Here is a 22,858-nt window from a genome sequence, read left to right as displayed (position 1 = left end):
GTGCTTTTTTCCGCTATTTTTGTCGTGCTGTGTCTGGATATCGATTGGCTCAGATCATCATCCCGCCTGGCTGTTGGCTGCCAGCGGTGGTTCTGCGTTGCCCATACTTTCGTGGGTAAAATGCGTCAGAATGGCTTCAATAGCGGGGCTTCTGAAGCGATCCTGTTCGAACAGAACTTCGTGTCGTGCCCCCTGAATCACTTTGAGATGGCAGTGGCCGCCGCCTTGCTGGACACGCTGACAGAAAACATTTTGCGCCCGGTTATCAACGATGGTGTCTTCGCTGTTTTGCAGCAGCAAAATCGGGCAGTGAATTTGACTCGCCAGTTCGACCGTCTGTCGTGCTGCTGCCAGTGCTTGCCAGACCCAGCGGGAGCTTGGCCCGCCGAGTTTGAAATTCGGATTTTCTTCGTAGAGCTGCCGGAACCAGTCATAACGACATCGACTCTGGCTGAGCGGGTTATCGGCAAAAGGCTTGGGGTAATAAGGCACCTGACCCGGTGCGTAGCTGGGCTGGCGTTGTAACTGCTCCGCCACCCGAGCCAGCGGTGAAGCGATCGGCTTCATCCAGTGGCTGATCTTGATGCCGTGCATCGGGGCGCTCAGGGCTGCAGCATCAAAAAAATCCGGATGTTGCGCCAGATACAGACTGACGACAGTGCCACCCATGGAATGACCCAGAATGAAATGCTGACGGTAGCCGGCTGGTTTGACGACGGTCTCGACAAAAGTGTGCAAATCGGCCACATAATCGGAAAACTCTTCGACATGGCCCAGCTGAGTATCCGGGGTCATCCGGCCTGAACAGCCCTGACCGCGGTGATCCAGGGTAAACACATCGTAGCCTTGTCGGGTCAGCTCCCAGCACAGCTCCTGATATTTGTGGAAGGTTTCAATGCGGCCGTTGACCAGCACAATGGCTTTGTCTGGGTTGAATCCGGTCAGGCTCATCCAGGCAATGGGCACGCCTGAGACCCCTTCAAATTGTCCCTGATGCCTTTGCGCCCAGCATTCTGCCACCGGGCCTGCCATGTTCTCGGAGAAGTTGGGTTCCATGCTAAATACCTCATGGTTGAGGGAAAATTTTTTACCTTGCGTCATGGGAAGCGTGTCCAACATTTATTAGCTATGCCTGGCGGCATATAGGAATTCGTAATATGTTCCAGTATAACGTAAAGTGTTGATGGTTTTGGATGCGACATCCAAACGGATGTCTTTCTATTCTTGTTATTGTCATCCATCTGGCAGGGTCATGACTATTTCGGATATGTACGCCTACGTAGCTCGTCAGCCGATTCTGAACCGCCAGCAGCGCACGGTGGGATATGAGCTGTTGTTCCGTGACGGGGAGCAGAATGCATTTCCCCAGATCGAAGCGAACACGGCGACCAGTCGGTTGCTGGTGGAAAATTATATGGCTGTTGGTGATGATCTGGCGACGGCCAGTCAGCGAACCTTTATTAATTTTCCCCACGACAGCCTGATCAAACTGATGCCTTTGTTGCTGCCAAGGCAGAAAGTCGTGATTGAAGTGCTGGAAACCTGTACCCCGGACGACGAATTGCTGGCGGCAGTCCGTCATCTGCACAAACAGGGTTACACCATCGCACTGGATGATTTCGAACTGGAGCCTGCCTGGCAGCGTTTTATGCCGTTTGTTCATCTGATTAAGCTGGATTTCATTAAGCTGGGCTGCGAGCAGGCATGTGCATTTGTCGCCAGTCAGAAAAGCCGGCGACTGAAGTTTCTTGCTGAGAAGGTGGAAACCCGGGAAGAGTTCGAAGCAGCAAAAACTGCAGGTTTTCATTTGTTCCAGGGTTACTACTTCAGTAAGCCCGAATTACTGAAAAACCGGCAGGTGACTCCGGAAACACTGACGACACTGCGATTGCTGCGGGAGATCAGCCGCACACCGGTGGATTTCAAGCGAGTCGAGCGAATTATTACCAGCGATGTCTCACTGTCTTATCTGCTGCTGCGTTATGTGAATTCGGCAGCGCATCGCACGCTGTCGCCCATTGGCAATTTTAAACAGGCACTGGTGTATCTGGGAGAAGAGAAAATCAAACTCTTTGTGTCTGTGGTGGCAGCCGCGCATGCGTCGATCCGCAAACCCCGAGAACTGTATATTTTGTCGTTGCAACGGGCGCGGATGTGTGAGGAACTGGCGCGGGGCAGCGGGATCAGCCTCAACAGCGATCAGGCTTTTCTGGCCGGTATTTTTTCTCTGCTGGATGCGTTGCTGGACAAACCTCTGCCGAAGCTTTTGGAATTGTTACCATTGTCGGAAGAAGTCCACAGTGCGCTGCTGTATCGGGAAGGAGATCTGGGAGACATTCTGAACCTGCTGGATGCGTATGATAATGCGGACTGGGAGATGACGGCCCGTTATTGCGAGAAGCTGGGTGTGAAAGAAACGCAGGTCGCGAATGTATACCATCAAACACTGCACTGGCTGACCAGTTACCAGATCCCTTATCAGAAATAGTCTCCGGTCTCACCGGAAATGAGGAAAAAATAAACCGGGCACTTGGCCCGGTTTGTTGTTTCTGGGAGATTAACCGCCGACGGTGTAATAGGTCGCAGCACCCGGACCAACCGGGATCCCCAGGACGAAGACCCAGATGTAGAACATCAGGCTCCAGCCCACGATGAAGACCATGGAGTACGGCAGCATGGTGGCAATCAGAGTGCCCAGCCCCAGATTCTTCTGGTAGCGGGTGGCAACGGCCAGAATCATGCCGAAGTAGCTCATCATCGGGGTAATGATGTTGGTCACTGAGTCACCAATCCGGTAGGCCGCCTGAATAGTTTCCGGCGCGTAGCCGACCAGCATCAGCATCGGAACGAAAATAGGCGCCGTGACAGCCCACTGCGCTGAGGCAGAACCGATCATCAGGTTGATGAAGCCACACATCAGGATAAAGGCAAAGAACAGCATCGGGCCGGTCAGTCCAATCGACTGCAGGAAGTCTGCACCAGCAACGGCAAAGACCTGACCAAAATTGGTCCACTTGAAGAAAGCAACAAACTGAGCCGCGAAGAACACCAGCACGATGTACATGCCCATGGAGGACATCGACTTCGACATCGCATCGATGACGTCGCGATCGGTTTTCATGGTGCCGACGACTTTACCGTAGGCAAAGCCTGGAATGGCAAAGAAGACAAAAATGAACGCCACAATGCCTTTCAGGAACGGCGAACCGGCGATCAGGCCAGTTTCCGGGTGACGTAAAATGCCGTTTTCCGGCACGATGGTCAGTGCCAGCAGGGCAGAAACAGCCAGTGCTGCCAGACCGGCGATTTTCAGTCCCTTTTTCTCCAGTGCTGTCAGCTTGCCCATCTTGTCCTGACCCAGATCGTCGCTGGCTTCCTCGGCATTGTAGCTGCCCAGTTTCGGCTCAACGATTTTCTCGGTTACAAAGGCACCCATGAGGGTGATCGCGAAGGTGGACGCGAACATAAAGTACCAGTTGACCTCCGGACCCACTTCATAGGTCGGATCGATCATCTGTGCGGCTGTTTGGGTGATCCCGGACAGTAACGGGTCTACGGTGCCCAGCAGCAGGTTGGCACTATAGCCCCCGGAGACACCGGCAAAAGCAGCTGCCAGACCGGCCAGCGGGTGACGGCCCAGCGAGTGGAACAGCATCGCGGCCAGTGGGATCAGGACGACATAGCCTAATTCTGATGCGGTGTTCGAGATGATACCAGCGAAGACGACCACCAGGGTCACCATGCGGCGGGACGCACCCATAACCAGACCACGCATTGCAGCAGAAAGTAAGCCAGAATGTTCTGCAATGGCGACACCCAGCATGGCAACCAACACGGTGCCCAGTGGGGCGAAGCCAGTGAAATTTTTCACCAGATTGGCCACAATCATTTGCAGACCGTCCGCATTGAACAGGCTGACTACATAAATCATACCATCAGCGGAGCGGCCCGGTGCACCTTCAGGACGCGGATCAGGAACTGACACACCGAAGTAGCCGGCAATTCCTGAAGCGACCAGAATCGCCAGGCTGAACAGGGCAAACAAAGTGATCGGGTGAGGCAGCAGGTTACCCAGCCATTCAACCGTGTCTAAAAAGCGCGTAAACAGCGTTTTTTTTGGATTTACTTGATTTTGTGAAGCACTTGAATGCATCACGACCTCCTTATTCGTCGTGTACCCGTCAATGGGTCTCTTGTTGTCGGGGCGGGAGGTTACGCTATTGTTAATAGACTCAACAAAACAAAAGTGTGTCAAAATATTTCATTTGTATAATTTATGACTAATGAATCATTTGTTTATTGGTTTTTTATTCCTTATTTTGTGTGAATTTTGAATCAATTTGCTTTCTTCTATGTGTGTTGTTGTCTATTTGTAACGAAGTCAAGACGATTCAGGACGGGAGATCATTGTGATGTATGAAGAACAAAATGATATTTTTTGTGATATAGATCACCATTCTGGGTTGAAACTAATAAAACACCATTCAAGTTAGCATTCTGTTAACATTAAAGCAGGCGCAGGTGCCTAATCTGGATCAAAAGTATCGAATGGGCGATGGGCCATCGCAAAGGGGATCTATGCGGGAAAAGGTTATCTTCATTGATCTATTGCGCTGTGTTGCGGCAACAGCGGTGGTGGTGATTCATGTGCTCGGCCCCTATCGTGAATTACTGGGTCAGATCCCGGACCATGCCTGGATGACGGCTGTCAGCTATAACAGCTTCAGTCGCTGGGCTGTACCTGTCTTTATTATGATCACCGGGGCACTGATGTTGAGTGATACCCGGCCATTTGACTTGAGCTATTATCTGAGACGTCGGTTGGGCAAGGTGCTGGTGCCTTTTCTGGTCTGGTCGCTGTTTTACGCTTTCTTGTCGGGTGCAACGCCAGAGGGTTATCACACAGAGACCGCGCTGCATACCCTGGCTGAGATGCCGGCGCACGAAACCTATTACCATCTGGGCTTCTTTTATTACTTTATTCCGCTGTATCTGGTGATCCCCTTTTTTCAGGCATGGGTGAAGCGGGCTGATCCCACTGCCATCAAAGGTGTGACTTTACTGTGGATGACGGTGACAGGCTTGTTTCTGCTCCATATTGATGGCCCCTGGAGCCATCAGTTGGTGCTCTATAGTGGTTATTTGCTGCTGGGGTACAGCCTTTTCTGTTTTTCATGGCCGACGTTGACCTGGTTGTTGCCGCTGGGCATTGCTGCGTTATTACTGACGGATTATATGGTGATCAGCCACAGCTTTTTGCTGGGGGAATATACGGTTGGCCGCTGGCTGTCTTATAAGACGCTGAATACTGTGGTGATAGCCGCCATGGTATTTTCATTGTGTCGTTATCTGGCTGATCGGCTGAGTGAGCAGACACTCGCAAGGCTGGCTTTTGTCAGCCGTTACAGCCTGGGGATTTATCTGCTGCATCCGTTGTTTCTGTGGCCGGTCAGAGCGTTTGATTTGTATTTTATCCACCCGGCATTGATGATTCCTTTCTGGACGTTGATCGCGGGTGGTTTGGCGTTGCTGGCCAGCTGGTGGCTCAGTCGAAGTCGCTTCACGGCCTGGCTGGTGCCCTGAAGGTCATGGCAGTTCAGCGTTTCAGCGCAAAATGGATAAACTGCCGGCCCCGATAGGTCAGGGTACCGCAGTCCCCGGGAGTCAGGGCATGATAAAAATGTACCCCGACCTGAAATTCACGCTTCGGGCCGCCACTGAGGGGCTGAACATAGAGCCAGTATTGCTCGCTGTCATCTCCTGGCTGGTGTTCATCGGCGGATAAGCTCTGCTTATCAAGGATCTGTACGTCAATTTGTTTGTCGGTGGCATGACGGCTTGTCCAGTGGCGGCGGTAGATAAAGATAAAGCTGGCAATTGCCAGACACAGTAATACAGCCAGGATCAGAAACGGAAAAAATGGCATGTCGGACTCCTTCATTCTCAGGGGGCATTATGCTTGAGTCATGGTTCGATTGTCAGTGACGGCGTCCGGTGTTTGTGACCGGCATGCTGACCCAGTGGTTTGCAACGGGCTGATCTGCCTGTAAGGTTAAAAAAGAAGGTTTGTGTAGGGAGTAGGGGCTGGTGACGGATATTGAGCTAGTGGTGAGCCGCAGCCGTCGGCTTGAATATTTACTAAAACATCATTACCACGCGGAAGGAAAAGGCCTGCATCAGTTGATCACCAGCTGTGAAGAGCGACTGCCGCACGAGATTATTCCCTCGTTGCGTTATGTTGCGACCATCCGTAATAAAGTGGTGCACGAAGATGGGTTTGTTCTGGATGATAGCCGGGGTTTTCGTAAAGCCTGCCGTGCATGTGAAAAAGAGCTGACTCCTCGGAGTGGCCGCCGTGTTTGGGCTGTTGTTTTATTTTTGGTGGTTGGGATGACAGCACTGGCGCTATGGTTTTACTCCAGCAACTGGCATCTGATCAAACTTCGCCTTTAATGGTAAAGGGAATGTAGTGTCAGTCTGGAACAAAAAAAGGTGCCTGTGGCACCTTTTTTTGTTTGGTAATCTTTGGTTATTGCTTATTAAAGCACAGGCAGCAACATGAGACCGGCGACGACGGCGATCATGACAAGCCCTTGTTTTTGAGAGGAAGATAACATAGAGGTAGGCTCCTTACTGTTGCTGCTGAGTTGATGAATTCAAGAATAGCACTTTTTTTACGGTTTGATCAAAGTGAAGGTGTGATATTTAGCAATAAATTTACTTTTAGTGGCCATAAAATCCCTTTATTGACCGAGCTAAACTATGAAAAATGACCTGAGTAAAAAGCAATCAAAAATGAAGTTGCTTTTGTTTTGTTGCATAACTAACTGATTTATATTTCATTTTATGTTCTCGCTTGTTTTTTTGAAGTGTTGTTTTTCAGGTTTTTTGTTTTTATCGTTTGGTTTTTGATGGTGTCGCATTTTGGATGGTTTTCTGTAGTTTAGGGATTGTTGATGAACGCTGGTATACACTGGCTGTGCCTTTTGCATACGCTTTCTGTCTTCGGGGACGCATTTTCTTGTAAATTCTATGGTAACCGTGACAAAAATAAGCGCTCGTCTTCGTGTAATGTTTTTTAGGGGAAGTTTACTAATAAGTGATTGTTTTATATTTGTTTTAATTTTTATTTTGAACGTAATTTCTTTCTTGAATTGCCGTGCTTTATGGATGGTAGAGGTACATTTTTTCAGTGAGTTCCTGCAGGCTGATTTTGTCGTCATGACATCAAATCAAAGTGGTACAACCCCGTACTGTTTATGAAGCGGGGGAGAACGAGTCACGCCAGATTAATCCTGAGAAGAATGAGTTATGTGAAAGTGTGATAGATCACAGAGGTGAGAATTGGCCGGGTGAAAGCGCTTTCCGGGCTAGACAATCTTATCGGGCTTTTTACACTGTCACAGCTTTGATAACTCTGGTGGACATATGTGGGTCTGGTTAGCCGTCTCTTTTTCAGCTTTGCTGCATATCAATGCCGCTTATCGCGGTCCTCAGTGGCAGTTTTATCTCTTTAAACCGTTGACCATCGTCCTTTTGCTGGCAACGGCATTTCAGTTTGGCAGCGGTGATTTCTATCAGCAGGTCATTGTTGCCGGGCTGGTGTGTTCTGTGGTGGGCGATATCTTTCTGATGCTGCCCAAAGACAGGTTTGTTGCCGGTTTGGCGAGTTTCCTGCTGGCGCACGTCGTGTATTCTTTTGCATTCTGGGGCGAACTGGCAGCCCCGATTGTCTGGTGGCTGCCGGCGTTGCTGGGCGGTGCCGGGATTATTGTGTATCTGTTGCTGTTGCCCTCACTGGGTCGACTGGCGATTCCTGTGGCGGTTTATGTCGCCGTCATTCTGCAAATGACCTGGGCGGCGGGAGAATACTGGCTTACCACGCGGACGGGTGCCGGACTGGCAGCTTTTGCCGGAGCGCTGATGTTTCTGGTGTCTGATACTTTGCTGGCGCTGGATCGTTTTCGGGGTAATTTCCGGGCGGCGACAGGGAGTATTATGACCACTTATTATCTGTCCCAGTCATTGTTGGTCATCAGCGTTTTGCTACGCTAATCCTGAACAGCAGAAGGAGAGGGTATGGCATTCACCTGGCAGTCGATTTACCGTGCTGGCAACAGTCTGGAAGCACATACGCTCAAAGGTTTGCTGGAACATGCCGGCTTGCGTGTTCGATTGACGGGTGAAAACCTCGGTTCAGCGGCGGGTGAGCTACCGGCCGATGTGGTGGAAGTGATGCTTTGGGTTCCGGCGGAAGAAACGGCTCAGGCGCAACAGTTGATCGCCAGTTATGAAAAGGGAAATCTGCAGGGATGGCGATGCCGGGGGTGCGGAGAACTGAATGAAGGTCCGTTTGACTGGTGCTGGCAGTGCGGGGCGGACAGGCCAGATGACTGAAGCGTGATGACAGCTTTTCAAGCTTGAGATAACTTGATGCCAGTGAAGAGAAGCAGGGTGCCCGGATGGCACCCTGTGTGCTTTTTACATCATGTGCTTGCGGCGGATATCCAGCAGGGCAAAGATCCCAAAGGCCAGAATAGACCACTTTTCCCATCGCCCTAAGGTCAGCTTATCGCCGAAGGCACCGAGGAAAATCAGCATTTGCAGGCCATGCATCGCCAGCAGAAACGCCGTCATAATATAAAGTGCAATCGCAGCCACGCCTGGGAACGGATAGAACAGGTTGAGCAGTAGAACGGCCCAGACAAAGCCAATGGCAATTTTAGCCAGTAGAATCAGCGTTTTCATAGTTCCTCTCTTTGATACAAGCGGTAGCTGACCTGACCTGCCGTTTTCTCTTTCAGCAGTTGCCAGTGCTCCGGGGTGTCAGGTAATCCGAGCTCTTTCTCGGCTTCCAGATAAATCAGGGCTTCAGGGGCCAGCCAACCATTGGTTTCGAGCAGGCGGAAGACATCCGTCAGCATGTCACGGCGAAAAGGCGGGTCGATAAACACCAGATCAAACGCGGTGCCGGGTTGGGCCAGAAACGTCAGGCTATCGGTCTGGTGGAGCATGGCCTGCGTGGTGCCCAGCGTGTCCAGATTGCGCTTCAGTTGCCCGGCGGCTTTGCTATCCAGTTCCAGCAGTGTCAGGTGGTCGGCACCGCGGGACAGCGCTTCCAGCCCCAGGCTGCCGCTGCCGGCAAACAGATCCAGGCATCTGGCACCGTGGATGTCCGGTGCCAGCCAGTTGAAAACTGTTTCTTTGACACGGTCGGTGGTAGGGCGTAGCCCGGCGACATCATGGACTGGCAGTTTACGCCCCCGCCAGCGGCCACTGATGATACGTACAAAGCCTCCCGGGCTGGGTTTGTTAGCCTTGTGTCCGGATTGTGTCTTACGTCTTGTCATACATTTCTTCGACCGTAGAGAAAGTGATAGTATACATGGGCCTGATTATCTTTGTGTTTGTGAACTGTAACAGCAAATGCAAGCCCAAAGATAAACAGGCCACTTGTTTTCAGGCCGCAAATTGTACCAATCAATTTCCAGGATTTGCCAATGGCAGAAAAAAAGAAGCGCGGATTATTTTCATGGCTGGGGTTTGGCGCGGAAGAGCAAACCGAGCAACAGGAACAACAAAAACAGCAGCAAGATGCTACTGAGGCAGAGCAAGCTCAGGACGTTGCGACAGCGCCTGAGGCCCAGGAGGTCGTCGCTCCGGATGCGGAGGCGGTAGAAGAAGCGCCGGCACCACGCGAGGAAGCCCCGGAATTGCCGGAGCAGAGTGCGCATCTGGATGTGGAAGCCGAAGCGCTGCGCCATCCGGTGACGGAAGATGAAACTCCGGTTGAGGCTGTGGTTGAGGAACAGCCGGAAGCGCAGCCAGAAGCGGAGATTCCTGTCGTTGTTTCAGAACCCGCGGTGCAGGAAAAACCTCAGCGCGAAGGTTTCTTCAGTCGTTTGATGAAAGGATTGAAGAAAACCCGGAATCAACTGGGTTCGGGGTTCTTCGGTCTGTTCCGTGGCAAGCAGATTGATGATGATCTGTTTGAAGAACTGGAAGAGCAGTTGCTGGTGGCCGATGTCGGGATGGATACGACGCTTAAAATCATCGAAAACCTGACAGAAAAAGCGGATCGCAAGCAACTGAAAGATGGAGAGGCACTGTACGGCCTGCTGAAAGATGAGCTGAGCGACATGCTGGCGAAAGTCGAGCAGCCGCTGGTGATTGATACCAGCCGTCAGCCTTATGTCATTTTGATGGTCGGTGTGAACGGCGTGGGTAAAACCACCACGATCGGTAAGCTGGCGAAGCAATTCCAGAGCCAGGGATTATCTGTCATGCTGGCTGCCGGTGATACTTTCCGTGCAGCTGCCGTTGAACAGCTGCAGGTGTGGGGGGAGCGAAACAACGTCCCTGTAGTCGCGCAGCACACCGGTGCAGACAGTGCTTCCGTGATCTACGATGCCATTGAGTCTGCCAAGGCTCGCAAAGTGGATGTGGTGATTGCAGATACCGCGGGCCGTTTGCAAAACAAAGGCAATCTGATGGAAGAGTTACGTAAGATTGTTCGGGTGATGCAGAAAATCGATCCGCAGGCGCCGCATGAAATCATGCTGACCGTTGATGCCGGTACGGGTCAGAATGCGATCAGTCAGGCCAAGTTGTTCAGCGAAGTGGCACCAGTCTCTGGTATTACACTGACCAAGCTGGATGGGACAGCCAAAGGTGGGGTAATTTTCGCCATTGCCGATCAGTTCAACATTCCGATTCGTTACATTGGAATTGGGGAAGGCATTGAAGATTTGCGTCCATTTGCCGCCCAGGAATTTATTGAGGCACTGTTTAGCGACGAGGAATAAGTGTGATTCAGTTTCAGCAGGTCAGTAAAGCATATCGGGGTGGCCGACAAGCCCTGCAAAAAGTGAATTTTCATCTGGGTAAAGGTGAGATGGCCTTTCTGACCGGTCATTCCGGAGCGGGAAAGAGCACGTTGTTGAAACTGATTGCAGCAATAGAGCGGCCAAGTGATGGCCGCATTTTCTTTAATGAACATGACATCACCCGAATTGACAGTCATCAGATCCCTTTTCTGCGACGTCATATCGGGATGATTTTTCAGGATCACCGACTGCTGATGGACAGAACTGTGTTTGAGAATGTCGCACTGCCGCTGCAGATCGCACAGTCTCCAGCCGGGGATGTGAAACGCCGGGTGTCTGCGGCGCTGGATAAAGTCGGCCTGCTGGATAAGGCGCAATGTCTGCCGATCCAGCTTTCCGGGGGGGAACAGCAGCGCGTGGGGATTGCCCGTGCCGTGGTGAATAAGCCGCTGGTGGTGCTGGCAGATGAACCGACCGGTAACCTGGATGCAGATTTGTCTCAGCAAATGATGGCCCTGTTCGCCGAATTTAACCGAGTGGGCGTCAGCGTACTGATGGCCACTCATGACACGTCTTTGCTGAGCCGACACGCTTACCGTCGTCTGGATCTGCACAACGGTATGATGCGCGAGGTCGCTTATGGCGCGTGAATCCCAAAGCTGGCTGGCGATGCAACGGCAGGTTTGTAAGCAGGCACTCACCGATATGTGGCGTCGTCCGCTGGGGAATGTCCTGACTCTGGCCGTATTGACCGTGGCTCTGACGTTGCCGACTTGTTTTTACATCGCAGCGAAAAATATCAGTCTGGTCAGTCAGGCGTGGCAAAACCCGACACAGTTGACCGTGTATCTGGCTTCCGGCACTGGTGACCGTGAAGCCCGCCAGCTGCTTGAGCGGGTTTCTGGCTGGCAGGAAGTGGCTCAGACAGACTATATTTCTCCTCAGCAGGGGCTGGAGGAATTTCGAAACCATGCCGGCTTTGCCAAGGCATTAAGTTTGCTGGATGAAAATCCGCTGCCTGCCGTTCTGGTGATAAAACCGGCCGCACAGTGGCAGACCAGTGAAGCGGCTGCCGGGCTGGCAGATAAGCTCAGAGCGCAGGCGGGTGTGGATGATGTCAGACTCGACAGTGACTGGCTCCAGCGGCTGGAGGCAATCAAGCAACTGAGTGTGACGCTGGCGATGTTGATGGCCGGGTTGATGTTGCTGGCCGTGTTCCTGATTGTGGGTAATACGCTGCGGCTGCAATTGCAAAACCAGAAAGAGGCGGTGCAGGTGATGAAGCTGGTTGGCGCAACCAATACCTACATTCTGAGGCCGTTTTTGTATACGGGCGCTTGGTATGGCTTACTGGCATCGGCCTTGGCGTTAGTGCTCACTACGCTGGTATGCTTGATGATTGAAAGTGCAGTGGATAAACTGGCACTGTTATATGGCAGTGATTTTCACTTGACGGGTCTGGCCTGGGACGAAGGCCTGTTGCTGCTCATGCTGTCGTCACTGCTTGGGGTGCTGGCAGCACGCCTCAGTGCTGGGAGGCACTTAAAAGAAATTGAACCAATCTGATGTAACGCACTCTATCTAGAGGATGTGCGCTTGCATTTTGCGCAGTATTACAGGCATTATTGTCGGTCAGGCAGCATAATCACTGCCTGATTTACGTGAAAGTCCAGAGTAAAAGGCTCTGGCAATGAATCCACAGGGGTTGCTTGAATGACAAAAGAGATGACTTCATTAGCTTTAGTTTCTGCCGACAGTCTGGAAGGTTATATCCAGTCTGTGAACAGCTATCCGATGCTGACAGCCGAGCAGGAACGTGAGTTAGCTGAGCGTCTGCATTATGAAGGCGATATCGAGGCTGCACGCGGTCTGGTATTGTCCCACCTGCGTTTTGTAGTCCATGTCGCCCGCGGTTATTCCGGTTATGGTTTGCCGATGGCTGATCTGGTGCAGGAAGGCAATATTGGTCTGATGAAGGCCGTGAAGCGTTTTAACCCGGAAGTCGGGGTGCGCTTGGTGTCTTTTGCTGTTCACTGGATTAAAGCTGAGATTCATGAATATGTGCTGCGGAACTGGCGGATTGTCAAAGTGGCGACGACCAAGGCTCAGCGCAAACTCTTCTTCAACCTGCGTAAAGCCAAAAAGCGTCTGGGCTGGTTCAATAATGAAGAAGTCGAAATGGTGGCAGAACAGCTGGGTGTAGAGACCAGCGAAGTGCGCGAGATGGAATCTCGTCTTGCCGCGCAGGATGCAACGTTCGATATGCCCGTCGACGAAGACGAACGCGACAGCAGCTATGCGGCACCGGTGTATTTCCTGGAAGATAAATCTTCTGATGTGGCACTCAGTTATGAGGAAAATAACTGGGAAAGCCATGCGAATAACCGTTTGTCACTGGCACTGTCAAATCTGGATGATCGAAGCCAGCATATTGTCCGTTCCCGCTGGCTGGATGATGACAAAGCAACATTGCAGGATTTGGCGGATCATTATGGTGTTTCGGCTGAGCGTATTCGTCAGCTGGAGAAAAATGCCATGCGTAAATTGAAAGAGGCTGTGGGCGAAGCCCTGTAAAGATCCAGAAAGCGTCCTGATCTTGAGGGCTCAGGATCTTCACGGTCACAGGAATTTCTATCCACAGTGTTATTGAATGAAAAAACCGGCTGCTGGCCGGTTTTTTTGTGCCTGGAGTCAAGTGAGACGGCGGTTTGCTGATCTCGGGAATGGCATGCGGTTGCACACTCAAAAAATTATCCACAGTGTTTGCCATGATCCTTACTACATCTAGTGGATCTTCTTTGCTCCCAACACATTATCAACGCTATTCACAGTTTTTTCCACAGATGGCGAAAGGATGATCAGTCAAAGTGAAGCATGAAAAACGGGTCGGGCTAAATATTGAGTTTTTAAGGCATATTCAGCCTTGTCAGGGAGCCGCGATCACGGCGGATTTTTTCAAAGCTGTGAGTAACTGAGTGAGGTATACTGGCGAACAGCCATTTGGCTGAGGTTTCTCCGGGAAATGAATCGGGTTGACCTTGTCTAATTTTGATCGATCCCCGCAAAGGATCGTGCATTTTTCTGGTGAACAGCGGCGTGATCCTGGCTGTTGCCGATGATAAACACTGAATGAGGCTTTCATGGAGCAGTTTGAACATATTTCTGTTGAGCAGGCGTACTCTTTAATTCAGCAGCCGGAGAGCCGTGCTGTGCTGGTGGATATTCGCGACCCTCAGTCCCATGCGTTATCCCGTCCTGATGCAGCCTTTCACCTGACGAATGATTCCATTGTTCAGTTCATGGACGAAGTCGATTTCGATCAGCCCGTGATCGTCATGTGCTACCATGGGATTAGTTCACAGGGTGCTGCGCAGTATCTGATCAATCAAGGGTATGAGACGGTCTACAGTATGGATGGCGGATTTGAGGCCTGGCGTCGTGAATCATACCCTTGTGTGGGGCAGTGATCAGATCCTGAGTTTCGGTTTACCGAGCCCCTGAAACCTGAAGGTTGAAATGGGAGTCGGAGATGCTGCGAATTGCCGTTCATGATGATCCGATGATAGCGCTGGCTTTTATTGATTATATGGCTATGCGTGGTATCGAACTGGTCCTCGCGGTGGAACCCGGTGACCATTTTGTCATTTTTCTGGCTGATCAACGGTATCAGGCGGACACTGAATCGGAATGGCAGCAGTTTCTCTCTCACCCGGGTGATCCCAAGTATCGGGCAGCTTTTGAGCAAGCGGCTCAGCGGAAGACCTTCAAGGTGTGGTACAACAGCCCCAGCTTGCTGTCGATGCTCAAGCAGGGTGCCGGGCCGGTCAGCCTGAGTGTGATGATCGTGGCCATCGCGATTTATATCGGTTGGATTTTCGGCTGGCAGCGGTTCTTATTTGACTGGCTGCATTTTCCGCTGATGCAGGGGGATACATGGGAGCTGTGGCGCTATGTATCGCACAGCCTGCTGCATTTCTCATTGCTTCATCTTGTCTTTAACTGTCTGTGGTGGTGGATCCTGGGCGGGCAGTTAGAGCGGCACAGTGGCAGCGGTAAGCTGTTGGAAATCTTTCTTCTGTCAGCGCTGGTCTCTGGTCTGGCGCAGTTCTGGGTTGGCGGCCCTAACTTTGGTGGTCTGTCCGGGGTTGTGTACGCACTAATGGGCTATCTCTGGTGGCTGGGATGGCTGGCACCGTCACGGGGACTCAATATCCCAAACGGCATTGTTGTGTTCATGTTGGTGTGGCTGATCCTGGGATTTGCAGACATCCTCGGTATCAAAATCGCGAATATGGCGCATTTATTCGGGTTAGTGACCGGCTGTTTCCTGGCATTTGTGGATGCACGTCTGCGGCACCCTGAGAAAAAAGCACATTGAGCTTTGCGTCAGGAGTGGGATCCCCTCTCTGGCAAGATGCAGCATTGCCCAGTAAGATGAGCAGCCATGGATACCGGGCCATTACGGTTATTTGATCTTCGTTTATCAGGAGCAGTTACAGCAGTGAAGCAAAGCAAACGTCATCAGGAGATCGTCGATCTCGTGAAAACCCAGGGCTATGTCAGTACTGACGATCTGGTTGCCCGCTTTCATGTCAGCCCGCAGACCATCCGCCGTGATCTGAATGAACTGGCAGAAGAGAATAAAATTCGCCGTCATCATGGTGGCGCAACAGTGCCTTCCAGTTCGGTGAATACCTCTTATACGACCCGAAAAGTCATGCAATTGGCTGAGAAAGACCGCATTGCTCAGGCAATGGCCAGACATATTCCAGACGGTGCGACCCTGTTCATTGATATTGGGACAACCCCGGAAGCGGTGGCGCGTGCACTGCTGAACCATACCGATTTGAGGGTGGTGACAAACAACCTGAATGTTGCCGGTATCCTGACCGGTAAGGATGACTGCCGGGTGATTCTGGCCGGTGGCGAGGTACGCAACCGTGATGGTGGGATTGTCGGTGAAGCCACACTGGATTTTATCTCACAGTTCCGGCTCGATTTTGGGATCATTGGGATCAGCGGGATTGAGCTGGACGGCTCCTTACTGGACTTTGACTATCATGAAGTTCGGGTCAAGCAAGCGATTATCGAAAATAGCCGCTGTGTCATGCTGGGTGTGGATCATACCAAATTCGGTCGAAACGCCATGGTGAACCTCGGTGATATCAGCCAGATCGACATGCTGTTCACCAATAAAACGCCCCCAGAACCCCTGGCAAAGCGGATGGCAGAACTGGAAACACATCTAGAAATTGTTTCTGACTGAGGACTTTTCATTTGAGCGTTTTCGCTCATTTATGTCCTGACTGATTATCAATTTAGCCCGGAATACGCATAAAGCTGCCAAAAAGGCAGCTTTTTTTGTGCGTATGATCATATTGGTGTCATGTTTCGAGCATAAAAAGGATGATGTTCGCGCTGGATTTGTCTATATTGAGCGATATCGAACATAAAATCGAAATGATGACTTTCGAATGCATGTCCTAATATAAAGCAGAGAGGAATGCAGACGAGTCGGTCAACGAAGGGTACAGGTGAAAGGCATGACAGCAGCAAATGAGATTCTGGATATCATCGTCGTCGGCGGTGGAATTAATGGTGCCGGTATCGCGGCCGATGCGGCAGGACGTGGTCTTAAGGTAGCATTGTTCGAAGCAGAGGACTTTGCTTCGGCAACGTCATCGGCCAGCTCTAAACTGATCCACGGTGGTTTACGTTATCTGGAGCATTACGAGTTCCGCCTGGTGGGCGAAGCCCTGGCTGAGCGTGAAGTCTTGCTGCGAAAAATCCCGCATATTGCGAAGCCAATGCGATTCCGTCTGCCGCATCGTCCTCACCTGCGACCAGCCTGGATGATTCGCGCCGGCCTGTTCCTTTACGATCACTTGGGCAAGCGCACGACACTGCCGGGCAGTGCAGGGCTGCGTTTTGGCAATGACTCTGCACTGGTGCCGGAAATTACCCGTGGTTTTGAATATTCTGACTGCTGGGTGGACGACGCCCGCCTGGTGGTACTCAATGCCATGGAAACCGCAGCCCGTGGGGGGGAAGTTCGGAATCGTTGCCGGGTTGAAAAAGCCGAACGGGATGGCGATATCTGGCAGGTGACGGTGCTTGACGGCCTGACGGGGGAGCGGTTTGTACGCCGGTCTCATGCGCTGGTCAATGCAGCTGGCCCTTGGGTGAAAACCTTCTATGACACCAGCCTGGATACCCCATCACCGCGCAATATCCGTCTGATCAAAGGCTCACACATTGTTGTGCCCCGTGTGCATGATGAACCGCAGGCTTACATTTTGCAGAACGAAGACCAGCGTATTGTGTTCGTGATCCCTTATCTGGACCGCTTCTCAATCATTGGCACCACCGATGTGGAATACCACGGTGATCCGCGTCAGGTGGCGATTGATGAAGACGAAATCCGTTACCTGCTCAAAGTGTATAACGCGCACTTCAAACACCAGCTGCAACGGACCGATGTGGTGTGGACTTACTCAGGCGTTCGCCCGCTGTGTGATGATGAGTCCGATTCACCGCAAGCTGTGACCCGGGATTACACGCTGGAATTGGAGCAGGAAGGTTCGCAGCCGCCGCTACTGTCGATCTTTGGCGGTAAGCTGACCACCTATCGTAAACTGGCCGAGGCGGCATTGCATAAACTGGCACCATTCTTCCCGAATATGGGCACAGCCTGGACCGCTGATGCCTGTCTGCCGGGTGGAGAAGCTGGTTTTGATCTGTCACGTTTAAGCCGCGAGTTGCAGACTCGTTATGACTGGCTGAATGCATTCACGGCCGAGCGGCTGGCGACTAACTACGGTACCCTGTGCTGGCAGGTGCTTGATGGCGTAAACAGCGAAGCAGAAATGGGACAGCATTTCGGCGAGGGTTTTTACGCCCGTGAGCTGGATTACCTGATGAATCATGAGTTTGTGAGCAGTGCAGAAGATGCGCTGTGGCGACGCAGTAAGCTGGGTCTGTACCTGAACAGCGACCAGCAGCAGGCGGTGGCTGAATATATCGCGGCAAAGCGTGATGGTGCCCATGCTGCGGCATAAAGTATTTCCGGGAAACGAAGAATAAAGGCGCTCATTGAGCGCCTTTTCTTTTTCGGGAAGCGGGGGATTACTGATACAGATATTTGGTAAAGAGCAGTTCAGTCAGTAATTTTTGGTTGGTCTCGGCAATCAGCAAATCATTGACTTTAGTCAGGCACTGCTGACGAATGGCTTCACGGCCAGCCAGAGACTTGATTTTGACTTCCGGTTGCTCGCTGATGATCTGAATAATCGCATCACGGATCAGTGGGGCATGGTGCTCGACCAGCGGCAAATAATCGGGATCGGCAACCATCAGATCGACTTGCAAACGCAGATAACCCAGCTTGTTGCCTTGGGTGGTGTAATTGGTGGTGATATCCGGTGTCAGCGTGAAATAGCTGTACTGCGGTGTGCCTTGTGCTGCTTGTGCAAAAGCGGGCTGGTTCAGGGTCAACAGCAGCACCGCAAAAGTCAGGAGTAGAGATTTCATCTTGCTATCCATCTGTATCTGGGAAAAATCTGTTACCCAAGTGCCTACTTTGGCGAGGAATGATATTCCTGTCCGCGACGGCTTGCTACAATAGGGCATCATTCAATGTGATTGATTGAACACATTCTATCACCCTTTACAGGGGCTGTTGATCTTTTGGTCGCCAAATCCGTGTCGGATCATGCCGTTTTTGCAGCAGGTTATGATAACGCGCTGTTGTCGATACCTGGGTGTGTAGCGCACACAATGTGCCTTAAACAGAAGGCGGTAAAAGTTGGCCCGGGATGAACCCAAAGGACAAGAGTTCCAGGAATTGAATTGGGAAGATGTCGAAATTCAAGCAGATTTATCAGCCTGCGCTGGATAGTGTTGACTGGCAGATGGCGGCGGCACTGACGCCGGCACAGGCCGGGCTGGAAAGCTGGCTACATGAGCAGGGTTCGTTGTCGCGCCGTTTTGCCCGTTATTGTCATCAGTTCAGTGTTCGCCTGCTGGGGCAACACCCGTTACGCGCTCAGGCGTTAAAGCCGGGAGAGCGGCAAATGCTGGGCGATGTGGATTGCCTGGAACGCTGTGTGTTACTGGAGGGAGACGGGGTGCCTTGGGTGTTTGCCCGAACCCTGATCCCGCTGCCAACCCTGACCGGGGATGAACATGATCTGGCACAGTTGGGCGACTTGCCGCTGGGTTATCGGGTGTTTACCGATCAGAGTGCCCGTCGGGATGCGCTGCAACTCGCGCAAACCAGTCTGGAAGGGAAGCGCTTGTGGGCGCGCCGTTCCCGTTTATGGGTGAAGGAAAAACCCATGCTGGTCGCGGAACTGTTTTTGGCCCCGGCCCCTGTCTATCACGATGGCAGTGAGCAGGTTTCGCCGCTGAATCATCTGTCTGTTGTTCATCATCAGAAGCCGGCGACAGGCTTTGAGCAAAAATAGGAGAATCTGGGTTTGGAGATGACCAAGGCAAGGGCATACTGGCAACTGGCTCGTATGGACCGCCCGATCGGTAGTTTACTGTTGATGTGGCCAACGTTATGGGCGTTGTTTCTCGCCGCAGATGGCATGCCGGATTTCAACGTGTTACTGGTATTTATTCTTGGTGTTTTCAGTATGCGGGCGGCCGGCTGCGTCATTAATGATTACGCCGATCGTCACTTTGACGGGCACGTTAAACGGACCGCGCAGCGGCCTTTGCCGTCTGGCCTGATCAGTGCGCGGGAAGCGCTGGTCTTTTTTGCTTGTTTATCCCTGCTTTCCTTCGGCCTGGTGCTGACCATGAATGCATTAACCATTCAGTTGTCGGTCATCGGGCTGGTCTTAGCCGCCGCCTATCCGTTCATGAAGCGTTATACCCATTTACCACAACTGGTGCTGGGCATGGCGTTTGGCTGGGCGATTCCCATGGCGTATGCTGCTCAGTCCGGGGGCTTGCCGCCTGTGGCCTGGCTGCTCTTTGCCGCCAATATCCTGTGGACCATTGCTTACGATACACAATACGCCATGGTTGACCGGGATGATGACCTCAAGGTCGGTATTAAATCGACGGCAATTTTGTTTGGCCGATATGACAAGCGCATCATTGGTTTGTTGCAATTGGGTACTTTAGGCTTGCTGATCCAGGTGGGGATGCAACTGGGGCTGTCACAGGTGTATTACTGGGGACTGCTCGGTGCGGCGGCGTTATTTGTTTACCAGCAGATGCTGATTCGGGGCCGGGAACGTGAACCATGCTTTCAGGCTTTTCTGAATAACAATTATGCCGGTATGCTGATTTGGCTGGGTATTGCTGCCAGTTTATTATTCTGAGTTTGCTGAGTACAAAACGCTGAATACAAAACAACGCCCGCATAGTTGCGGGCGTTTTTGTGTCCGACGGATGCATTATGCGTCCGTTGTTTCCGGACTCGGTTCCTTCTTCTCTTCGCGGTTCATCACCGCCTGAATGGTCAGTTTCACTGATGGTGAAACCAGATCAGCCAGCAGATCAGCCAACTCGGCCACCGGACGGGAGACCGCATGATTGTCTTCATTGAGATAGCCTTGCTGACGCAGGGTTTTCACCAGCGAGGAGAACACGCCTTTGTCGAAGAACTCCGGTGCGTTGATCCCGTGCAAACGGCTCAGACGCTGGGCCATCATCTGGCTTTGCTGTTCCAGATCGCTTTTCATCAGTTGCGGTTCGCTGCGCAGCAATGTCAGTGTAATTGCATAGCGTTGCAGGGTTTCACTGATGGTGTTCCCCAGCAATTGTAACGGCGCGATACGGGCACTGTTGAGTGACAGTTCATCACCGTCGCTCAGGATCAGGCGTTGACGGACCAGTTCATCAATCAGAATATCAATCGCATCCGGGAGGTCGGCTTCGTCAAAACGCAGGTACAGCTCAGCCTTGAGGAAAGGGTACAGCAGGCTGATCTGACGGTGCATTTCCGCCCGGCTCAGGCGCTGGTGATACACCACAATGTGGGCAATCAGGGACGGCAGCGCGAACAGGTGGATGATGTTGTTCCGGTAGTAAGTCATCAGCAGCGACTGTTTGCGATCCAGTGAGACGATGTCGCCCAGAGTGTCACGTTCTACCAGGAACTTATCCATGCTGATGGCATGTTCTACCAGTGCCGCTGCATCGTCGGATGGCAGCGTACAGTCTGGTGAATACGGGGTATTGCGCAGCAGTTGCAGGTAGCAGTCGATTTGCTGCTCCAGTTCTTCCCGGCTCAGGGCGCGTTGACGTGATGCCAGCAGCGCCAGTGCGCAGAGTGTCAGGCCATTGGTGGCTGCCGCATCGTTGATATGGGTCATCATCTTGTCGGCCAGACGGTTGACCACAGGGTTCAGCCATTGCGGACGCTGTGGTTCGATCGGGTCGACATCCTGACGCCATTCCGGCACCTGCTCATTCAGATACTGGTTGAGTGGGATTGGCTCGCCAAAGTTGACATAGCCCTGCCCGAAGTTACGCAGTTTGCGCAGGGTACGCAGGACCTGGCCCAGATTTTCCTTTTCTTTGCGCTTGCCGCGCAGTTCTTTGGCGTAGGTCGCGACTTCCATCACATGTTCGTAGCCGATATAGACCGGAACCAGAGTCACCGGACGGTTCAGACCACGTAGCATGGCCTGAATGGTCATCGACAGCATGCCGGTTTTCGGGGCCAGCAAACGACCGGTGCGGGAGCGGCCGCCCTCACTGAAGTATTCTACTGAATACCCTTTGGCAAACAGTTCGCCGAGATATTCGCGGAAGACCGTTGAATACAGACGATTGCCCTTGAAGCTGCGACGGATAAAGAATGCGCCGCCACGGCGGAAAATCGGCCCGGCCGGAAAGAAATTCAGGTTGATCCCGGCAGCAATGTGCGGTGGCACCATCCCTTCCTGATACAGCACATAAGAAAGCAGCAGGTAGTCCATGTGGCTTCGGTGGCAGGGAACATAGACAATTTCGTGACCGTCTTGTGCCAGCTGTCGGACACGCTGGGCATTGGTAACGTTAATGCCCTGATAGAGACGGTTCCATAGCCAGCTCAGGAAGCGATCCCCGTGACGAACCAGACTGTAGGAGAAATCTGCGGCAATTTCTTCCATCATGTCGATGGCTTCTTTGCGGACTTTCTCCAGTGGAACATCGCGGCTGATCGCTTCTTCCTGAACCACCTTTTCAATGGCTTTGGACGCCAGCAGCCGGTTAAACAGAGCTTGTCGCTGAGGCAGACGCGGGCCTGCCGCGGCCAGTTTCTGGCGGGAGAAGTGGATTTTCGCCACGCGGGCCAGCTTATTGGCGATGGTGTCATCGGCACCGTATTTATCTGCCATAAAACGCAATGAGACTGTCGGGCTTAATCGCACCAGACAATCACGCCCCTGCGCCAGAATTGCGAAACATTTTTCCGGGCCATTCAGCGCTTTCAGAATGGGTTTGCCTTCACCCTCAGTCCCCGGTTTTCGGCCCCAGAGTACAGACGCAGGCAATAGCTGGACATCCAGCTCGTCATCGTTTTTGTGGGCGGTCAGTAAATCGGTGAACAGCGCCAGCGATGTTGCCGGGATCTGACCATTGCTGCCAAAGATGCTCGGGCTGTCTGCCACGAACACAAATCGGGGAAACTCACGACCGTGAATGACCATGGGTTCCAGCGGGTCAGGTAATCCGATGGCCTTGGCGGCAGCACTCAGCGTCAGCAAATCGGTTTGCGAGCTGAAAGGCAAGGTGTAAATAATGGGACGGTTGAGATCCAGTGCCAGTTCTGCCACGGGATCAGATGGAATTGTGCGGGTCTTCACCAGTAAAGAAAGCGGCAAATTCAGTAAACTTTGCGTAATTTTCTGCCAACTTGACATGTTTATAACTAGCCTCGAAAACTTAATGCGAGCCAAGGATAGCAGAAAACGCGCAGGGTTTTGCTGTGAAAAAATCAATACAGCGAGGGAAAAGATGAATTTTTTGTCTTTCCTGGCTCCGTCCGGGCTTCGGGACGTATGGTCTTGATTCTGCCCTGAATCTTG

General features: G+C 52.1%; 22 protein-coding genes. 15 read left to right on the top strand and 7 right to left on the bottom strand.

Going from position 1 to position 22,858, the window contains the following annotated elements; all coding sequences use genetic code 11:
* Nucleotides 1–57 precede the first annotated feature (57 nt).
* Nucleotides 58–1,056 carry an alpha/beta fold hydrolase gene (locus tag EA58_RS06225; protein WP_235199567.1) on the bottom strand — a complete coding sequence of 333 codons (999 nt, stop codon included), beginning with the start codon at nucleotides 1,054–1,056 and terminating at the stop codon, nucleotides 58–60.
* A gap of 211 nt (nucleotides 1,057–1,267) precedes the next feature.
* Between EA58_RS06225 and EA58_RS06220 the strand changes: the two genes are divergently transcribed.
* On the top strand, nucleotides 1,268–2,488 hold the full coding sequence (locus tag EA58_RS06220; RefSeq protein ID WP_036750402.1) for an EAL and HDOD domain-containing protein: 1,221 nt from the start codon (nucleotides 1,268–1,270) through the stop codon (nucleotides 2,486–2,488).
* A 69-nt stretch (nucleotides 2,489–2,557) separates the two neighbouring features.
* On the opposite strand, the gene EA58_RS06215 is transcribed toward EA58_RS06220, so the two are convergent.
* Entirely contained in the window at nucleotides 2,558–4,153 is a 1,596-nt protein-coding gene (locus EA58_RS06215; RefSeq protein ID WP_036750401.1) for an AbgT family transporter, read from the bottom strand.
* Nucleotides 4,154–4,578: 425 nt separating this feature from the next.
* Here EA58_RS06215 and EA58_RS06210 point away from each other — a divergent pair, with 425 nt between their 5' ends.
* On the top strand, nucleotides 4,579–5,583 hold the full coding sequence (locus EA58_RS06210; protein ID WP_036750399.1) for an acyltransferase: 1,005 nt from the start codon (nucleotides 4,579–4,581) through the stop codon (nucleotides 5,581–5,583).
* 13 nt (nucleotides 5,584–5,596) lie between these two features.
* Here the strand turns inward: EA58_RS06210 and EA58_RS06205 are convergent, their stop codons facing one another.
* Nucleotides 5,597–5,926 carry a DUF2500 domain-containing protein gene (locus tag EA58_RS06205; RefSeq protein WP_036750398.1) on the bottom strand — a complete coding sequence of 110 codons (330 nt, stop codon included), beginning with the start codon at nucleotides 5,924–5,926 and terminating at the stop codon, nucleotides 5,597–5,599.
* Between the two features lie 161 nt (nucleotides 5,927–6,087).
* Between EA58_RS06205 and EA58_RS06200 the strand changes: the two genes are divergently transcribed.
* The 3 genes from EA58_RS06200 to EA58_RS06185 all read left to right on the top strand — a co-directional run bounded on the left by EA58_RS06200 (nucleotide 6,088) and on the right by EA58_RS06185 (nucleotide 8,397).
* Nucleotides 6,088–6,453, top strand: coding sequence for a hypothetical protein (locus tag EA58_RS06200; RefSeq protein WP_036750396.1), 366 nt, complete (start codon nucleotides 6,088–6,090; stop codon nucleotides 6,451–6,453).
* Nucleotides 6,454–7,428: 975 nt separating this feature from the next.
* Nucleotides 7,429–8,055: a lysoplasmalogenase gene (locus EA58_RS06190; RefSeq protein WP_036750390.1), complete on the top strand. Its 627-nt coding sequence runs from the start codon at nucleotides 7,429–7,431 to the stop codon at nucleotides 8,053–8,055.
* A gap of 24 nt (nucleotides 8,056–8,079) precedes the next feature.
* Nucleotides 8,080–8,397 carry a putative signal transducing protein gene (locus tag EA58_RS06185; protein ID WP_036750388.1) on the top strand — a complete coding sequence of 106 codons (318 nt, stop codon included), beginning with the start codon at nucleotides 8,080–8,082 and terminating at the stop codon, nucleotides 8,395–8,397.
* 84 nt (nucleotides 8,398–8,481) lie between these two features.
* Here the strand turns inward: EA58_RS06185 and EA58_RS06180 are convergent, their stop codons facing one another.
* Both EA58_RS06180 and rsmD read right to left on the bottom strand, forming a co-directional pair.
* Entirely contained in the window at nucleotides 8,482–8,748 is a 267-nt protein-coding gene (locus EA58_RS06180) for a DUF1145 domain-containing protein (protein WP_036750385.1), read from the bottom strand.
* Entirely contained in the window at nucleotides 8,745–9,350 is a 606-nt protein-coding gene (rsmD, locus tag EA58_RS06175) for a 16S rRNA (guanine(966)-N(2))-methyltransferase RsmD (RefSeq protein WP_036750383.1), read from the bottom strand. Before rsmD ends, EA58_RS06180 begins: the two co-directional genes overlap by 4 nt.
* A 150-nt stretch (nucleotides 9,351–9,500) precedes the next feature.
* On the opposite strand from rsmD, the gene ftsY reads away from it, so the two are divergent.
* From ftsY to glpD, 8 genes are all read left to right on the top strand, one after another.
* The gene (gene ftsY, locus EA58_RS06170) at nucleotides 9,501–10,805 is read left to right on the top strand and encodes a signal recognition particle-docking protein FtsY (protein WP_036750381.1); all 1,305 of its coding nucleotides are present in this window, start codon (nucleotides 9,501–9,503) and stop codon (nucleotides 10,803–10,805) included.
* 2 nt (nucleotides 10,806–10,807) lie between these two features.
* Complete coding sequence (ftsE, locus tag EA58_RS06165) at nucleotides 10,808–11,476, top strand: cell division ATP-binding protein FtsE (RefSeq protein ID WP_036750378.1); 669 nt, start codon at nucleotides 10,808–10,810, stop codon at nucleotides 11,474–11,476.
* The gene (gene ftsX, locus EA58_RS06160; RefSeq protein WP_036750376.1) at nucleotides 11,466–12,392 is read left to right on the top strand and encodes a permease-like cell division protein FtsX; all 927 of its coding nucleotides are present in this window, start codon (nucleotides 11,466–11,468) and stop codon (nucleotides 12,390–12,392) included. The genes ftsE and ftsX overlap by 11 nt, the downstream gene beginning before the upstream one ends.
* A gap of 147 nt (nucleotides 12,393–12,539) precedes the next feature.
* Complete coding sequence (rpoH, locus tag EA58_RS06155; RefSeq protein ID WP_036750374.1) at nucleotides 12,540–13,400, top strand: RNA polymerase sigma factor RpoH; 861 nt, start codon at nucleotides 12,540–12,542, stop codon at nucleotides 13,398–13,400.
* A gap of 566 nt (nucleotides 13,401–13,966) precedes the next feature.
* On the top strand, nucleotides 13,967–14,293 hold the full coding sequence (gene glpE, locus EA58_RS06145; RefSeq protein WP_036750369.1) for a thiosulfate sulfurtransferase GlpE: 327 nt from the start codon (nucleotides 13,967–13,969) through the stop codon (nucleotides 14,291–14,293).
* A 62-nt stretch (nucleotides 14,294–14,355) separates the two neighbouring features.
* Nucleotides 14,356–15,204, top strand: a complete 849-nt coding sequence (gene glpG / locus EA58_RS06140; protein ID WP_036750367.1) for a rhomboid family intramembrane serine protease GlpG — start codon at nucleotides 14,356–14,358, stop codon at nucleotides 15,202–15,204.
* Between the two features lie 123 nt (nucleotides 15,205–15,327).
* On the top strand, nucleotides 15,328–16,092 hold the full coding sequence (locus EA58_RS06135) for a DeoR/GlpR family transcriptional regulator (protein ID WP_036750526.1): 765 nt from the start codon (nucleotides 15,328–15,330) through the stop codon (nucleotides 16,090–16,092).
* 277 nt (nucleotides 16,093–16,369) lie between these two features.
* Nucleotides 16,370–17,884: a glycerol-3-phosphate dehydrogenase gene (gene glpD / locus EA58_RS06130; protein ID WP_036750523.1), complete on the top strand. Its 1,515-nt coding sequence runs from the start codon at nucleotides 16,370–16,372 to the stop codon at nucleotides 17,882–17,884.
* Nucleotides 17,885–17,951: 67 nt separating this feature from the next.
* On the opposite strand, the gene EA58_RS06125 is transcribed toward glpD, so the two are convergent.
* Nucleotides 17,952–18,356 carry a flagellar basal body-associated protein FliL gene (locus EA58_RS06125; RefSeq protein WP_036750366.1) on the bottom strand — a complete coding sequence of 135 codons (405 nt, stop codon included), beginning with the start codon at nucleotides 18,354–18,356 and terminating at the stop codon, nucleotides 17,952–17,954.
* Nucleotides 18,357–18,682: 326 nt separating this feature from the next.
* Between EA58_RS06125 and EA58_RS06120 the strand changes: the two genes are divergently transcribed.
* Nucleotides 18,683–19,291: a chorismate--pyruvate lyase family protein gene (locus EA58_RS06120; protein ID WP_081819569.1), complete on the top strand. Its 609-nt coding sequence runs from the start codon at nucleotides 18,683–18,685 to the stop codon at nucleotides 19,289–19,291.
* 12 nt (nucleotides 19,292–19,303) lie between these two features.
* Complete coding sequence (gene ubiA, locus EA58_RS06115; protein ID WP_200872162.1) at nucleotides 19,304–20,161, top strand: 4-hydroxybenzoate octaprenyltransferase; 858 nt, start codon at nucleotides 19,304–19,306, stop codon at nucleotides 20,159–20,161.
* A 75-nt stretch (nucleotides 20,162–20,236) separates the two neighbouring features.
* On the opposite strand, the gene plsB is transcribed toward ubiA, so the two are convergent.
* Complete coding sequence (gene plsB / locus EA58_RS06110) at nucleotides 20,237–22,693, bottom strand: glycerol-3-phosphate 1-O-acyltransferase PlsB (protein WP_036750360.1); 2,457 nt, start codon at nucleotides 22,691–22,693, stop codon at nucleotides 20,237–20,239.
* Nucleotides 22,694–22,858 lie beyond the last annotated feature (165 nt).

The organism is Photobacterium galatheae (genome assembly GCF_000695255.1).
Taxonomy (GTDB): Bacteria; Pseudomonadota; Gammaproteobacteria; order Enterobacterales; family Vibrionaceae; genus Photobacterium; species Photobacterium galatheae.
Note: the sequence above shows the minus strand (reverse complement) of the source record. Positions and strands in the feature narration are given on the sequence as shown.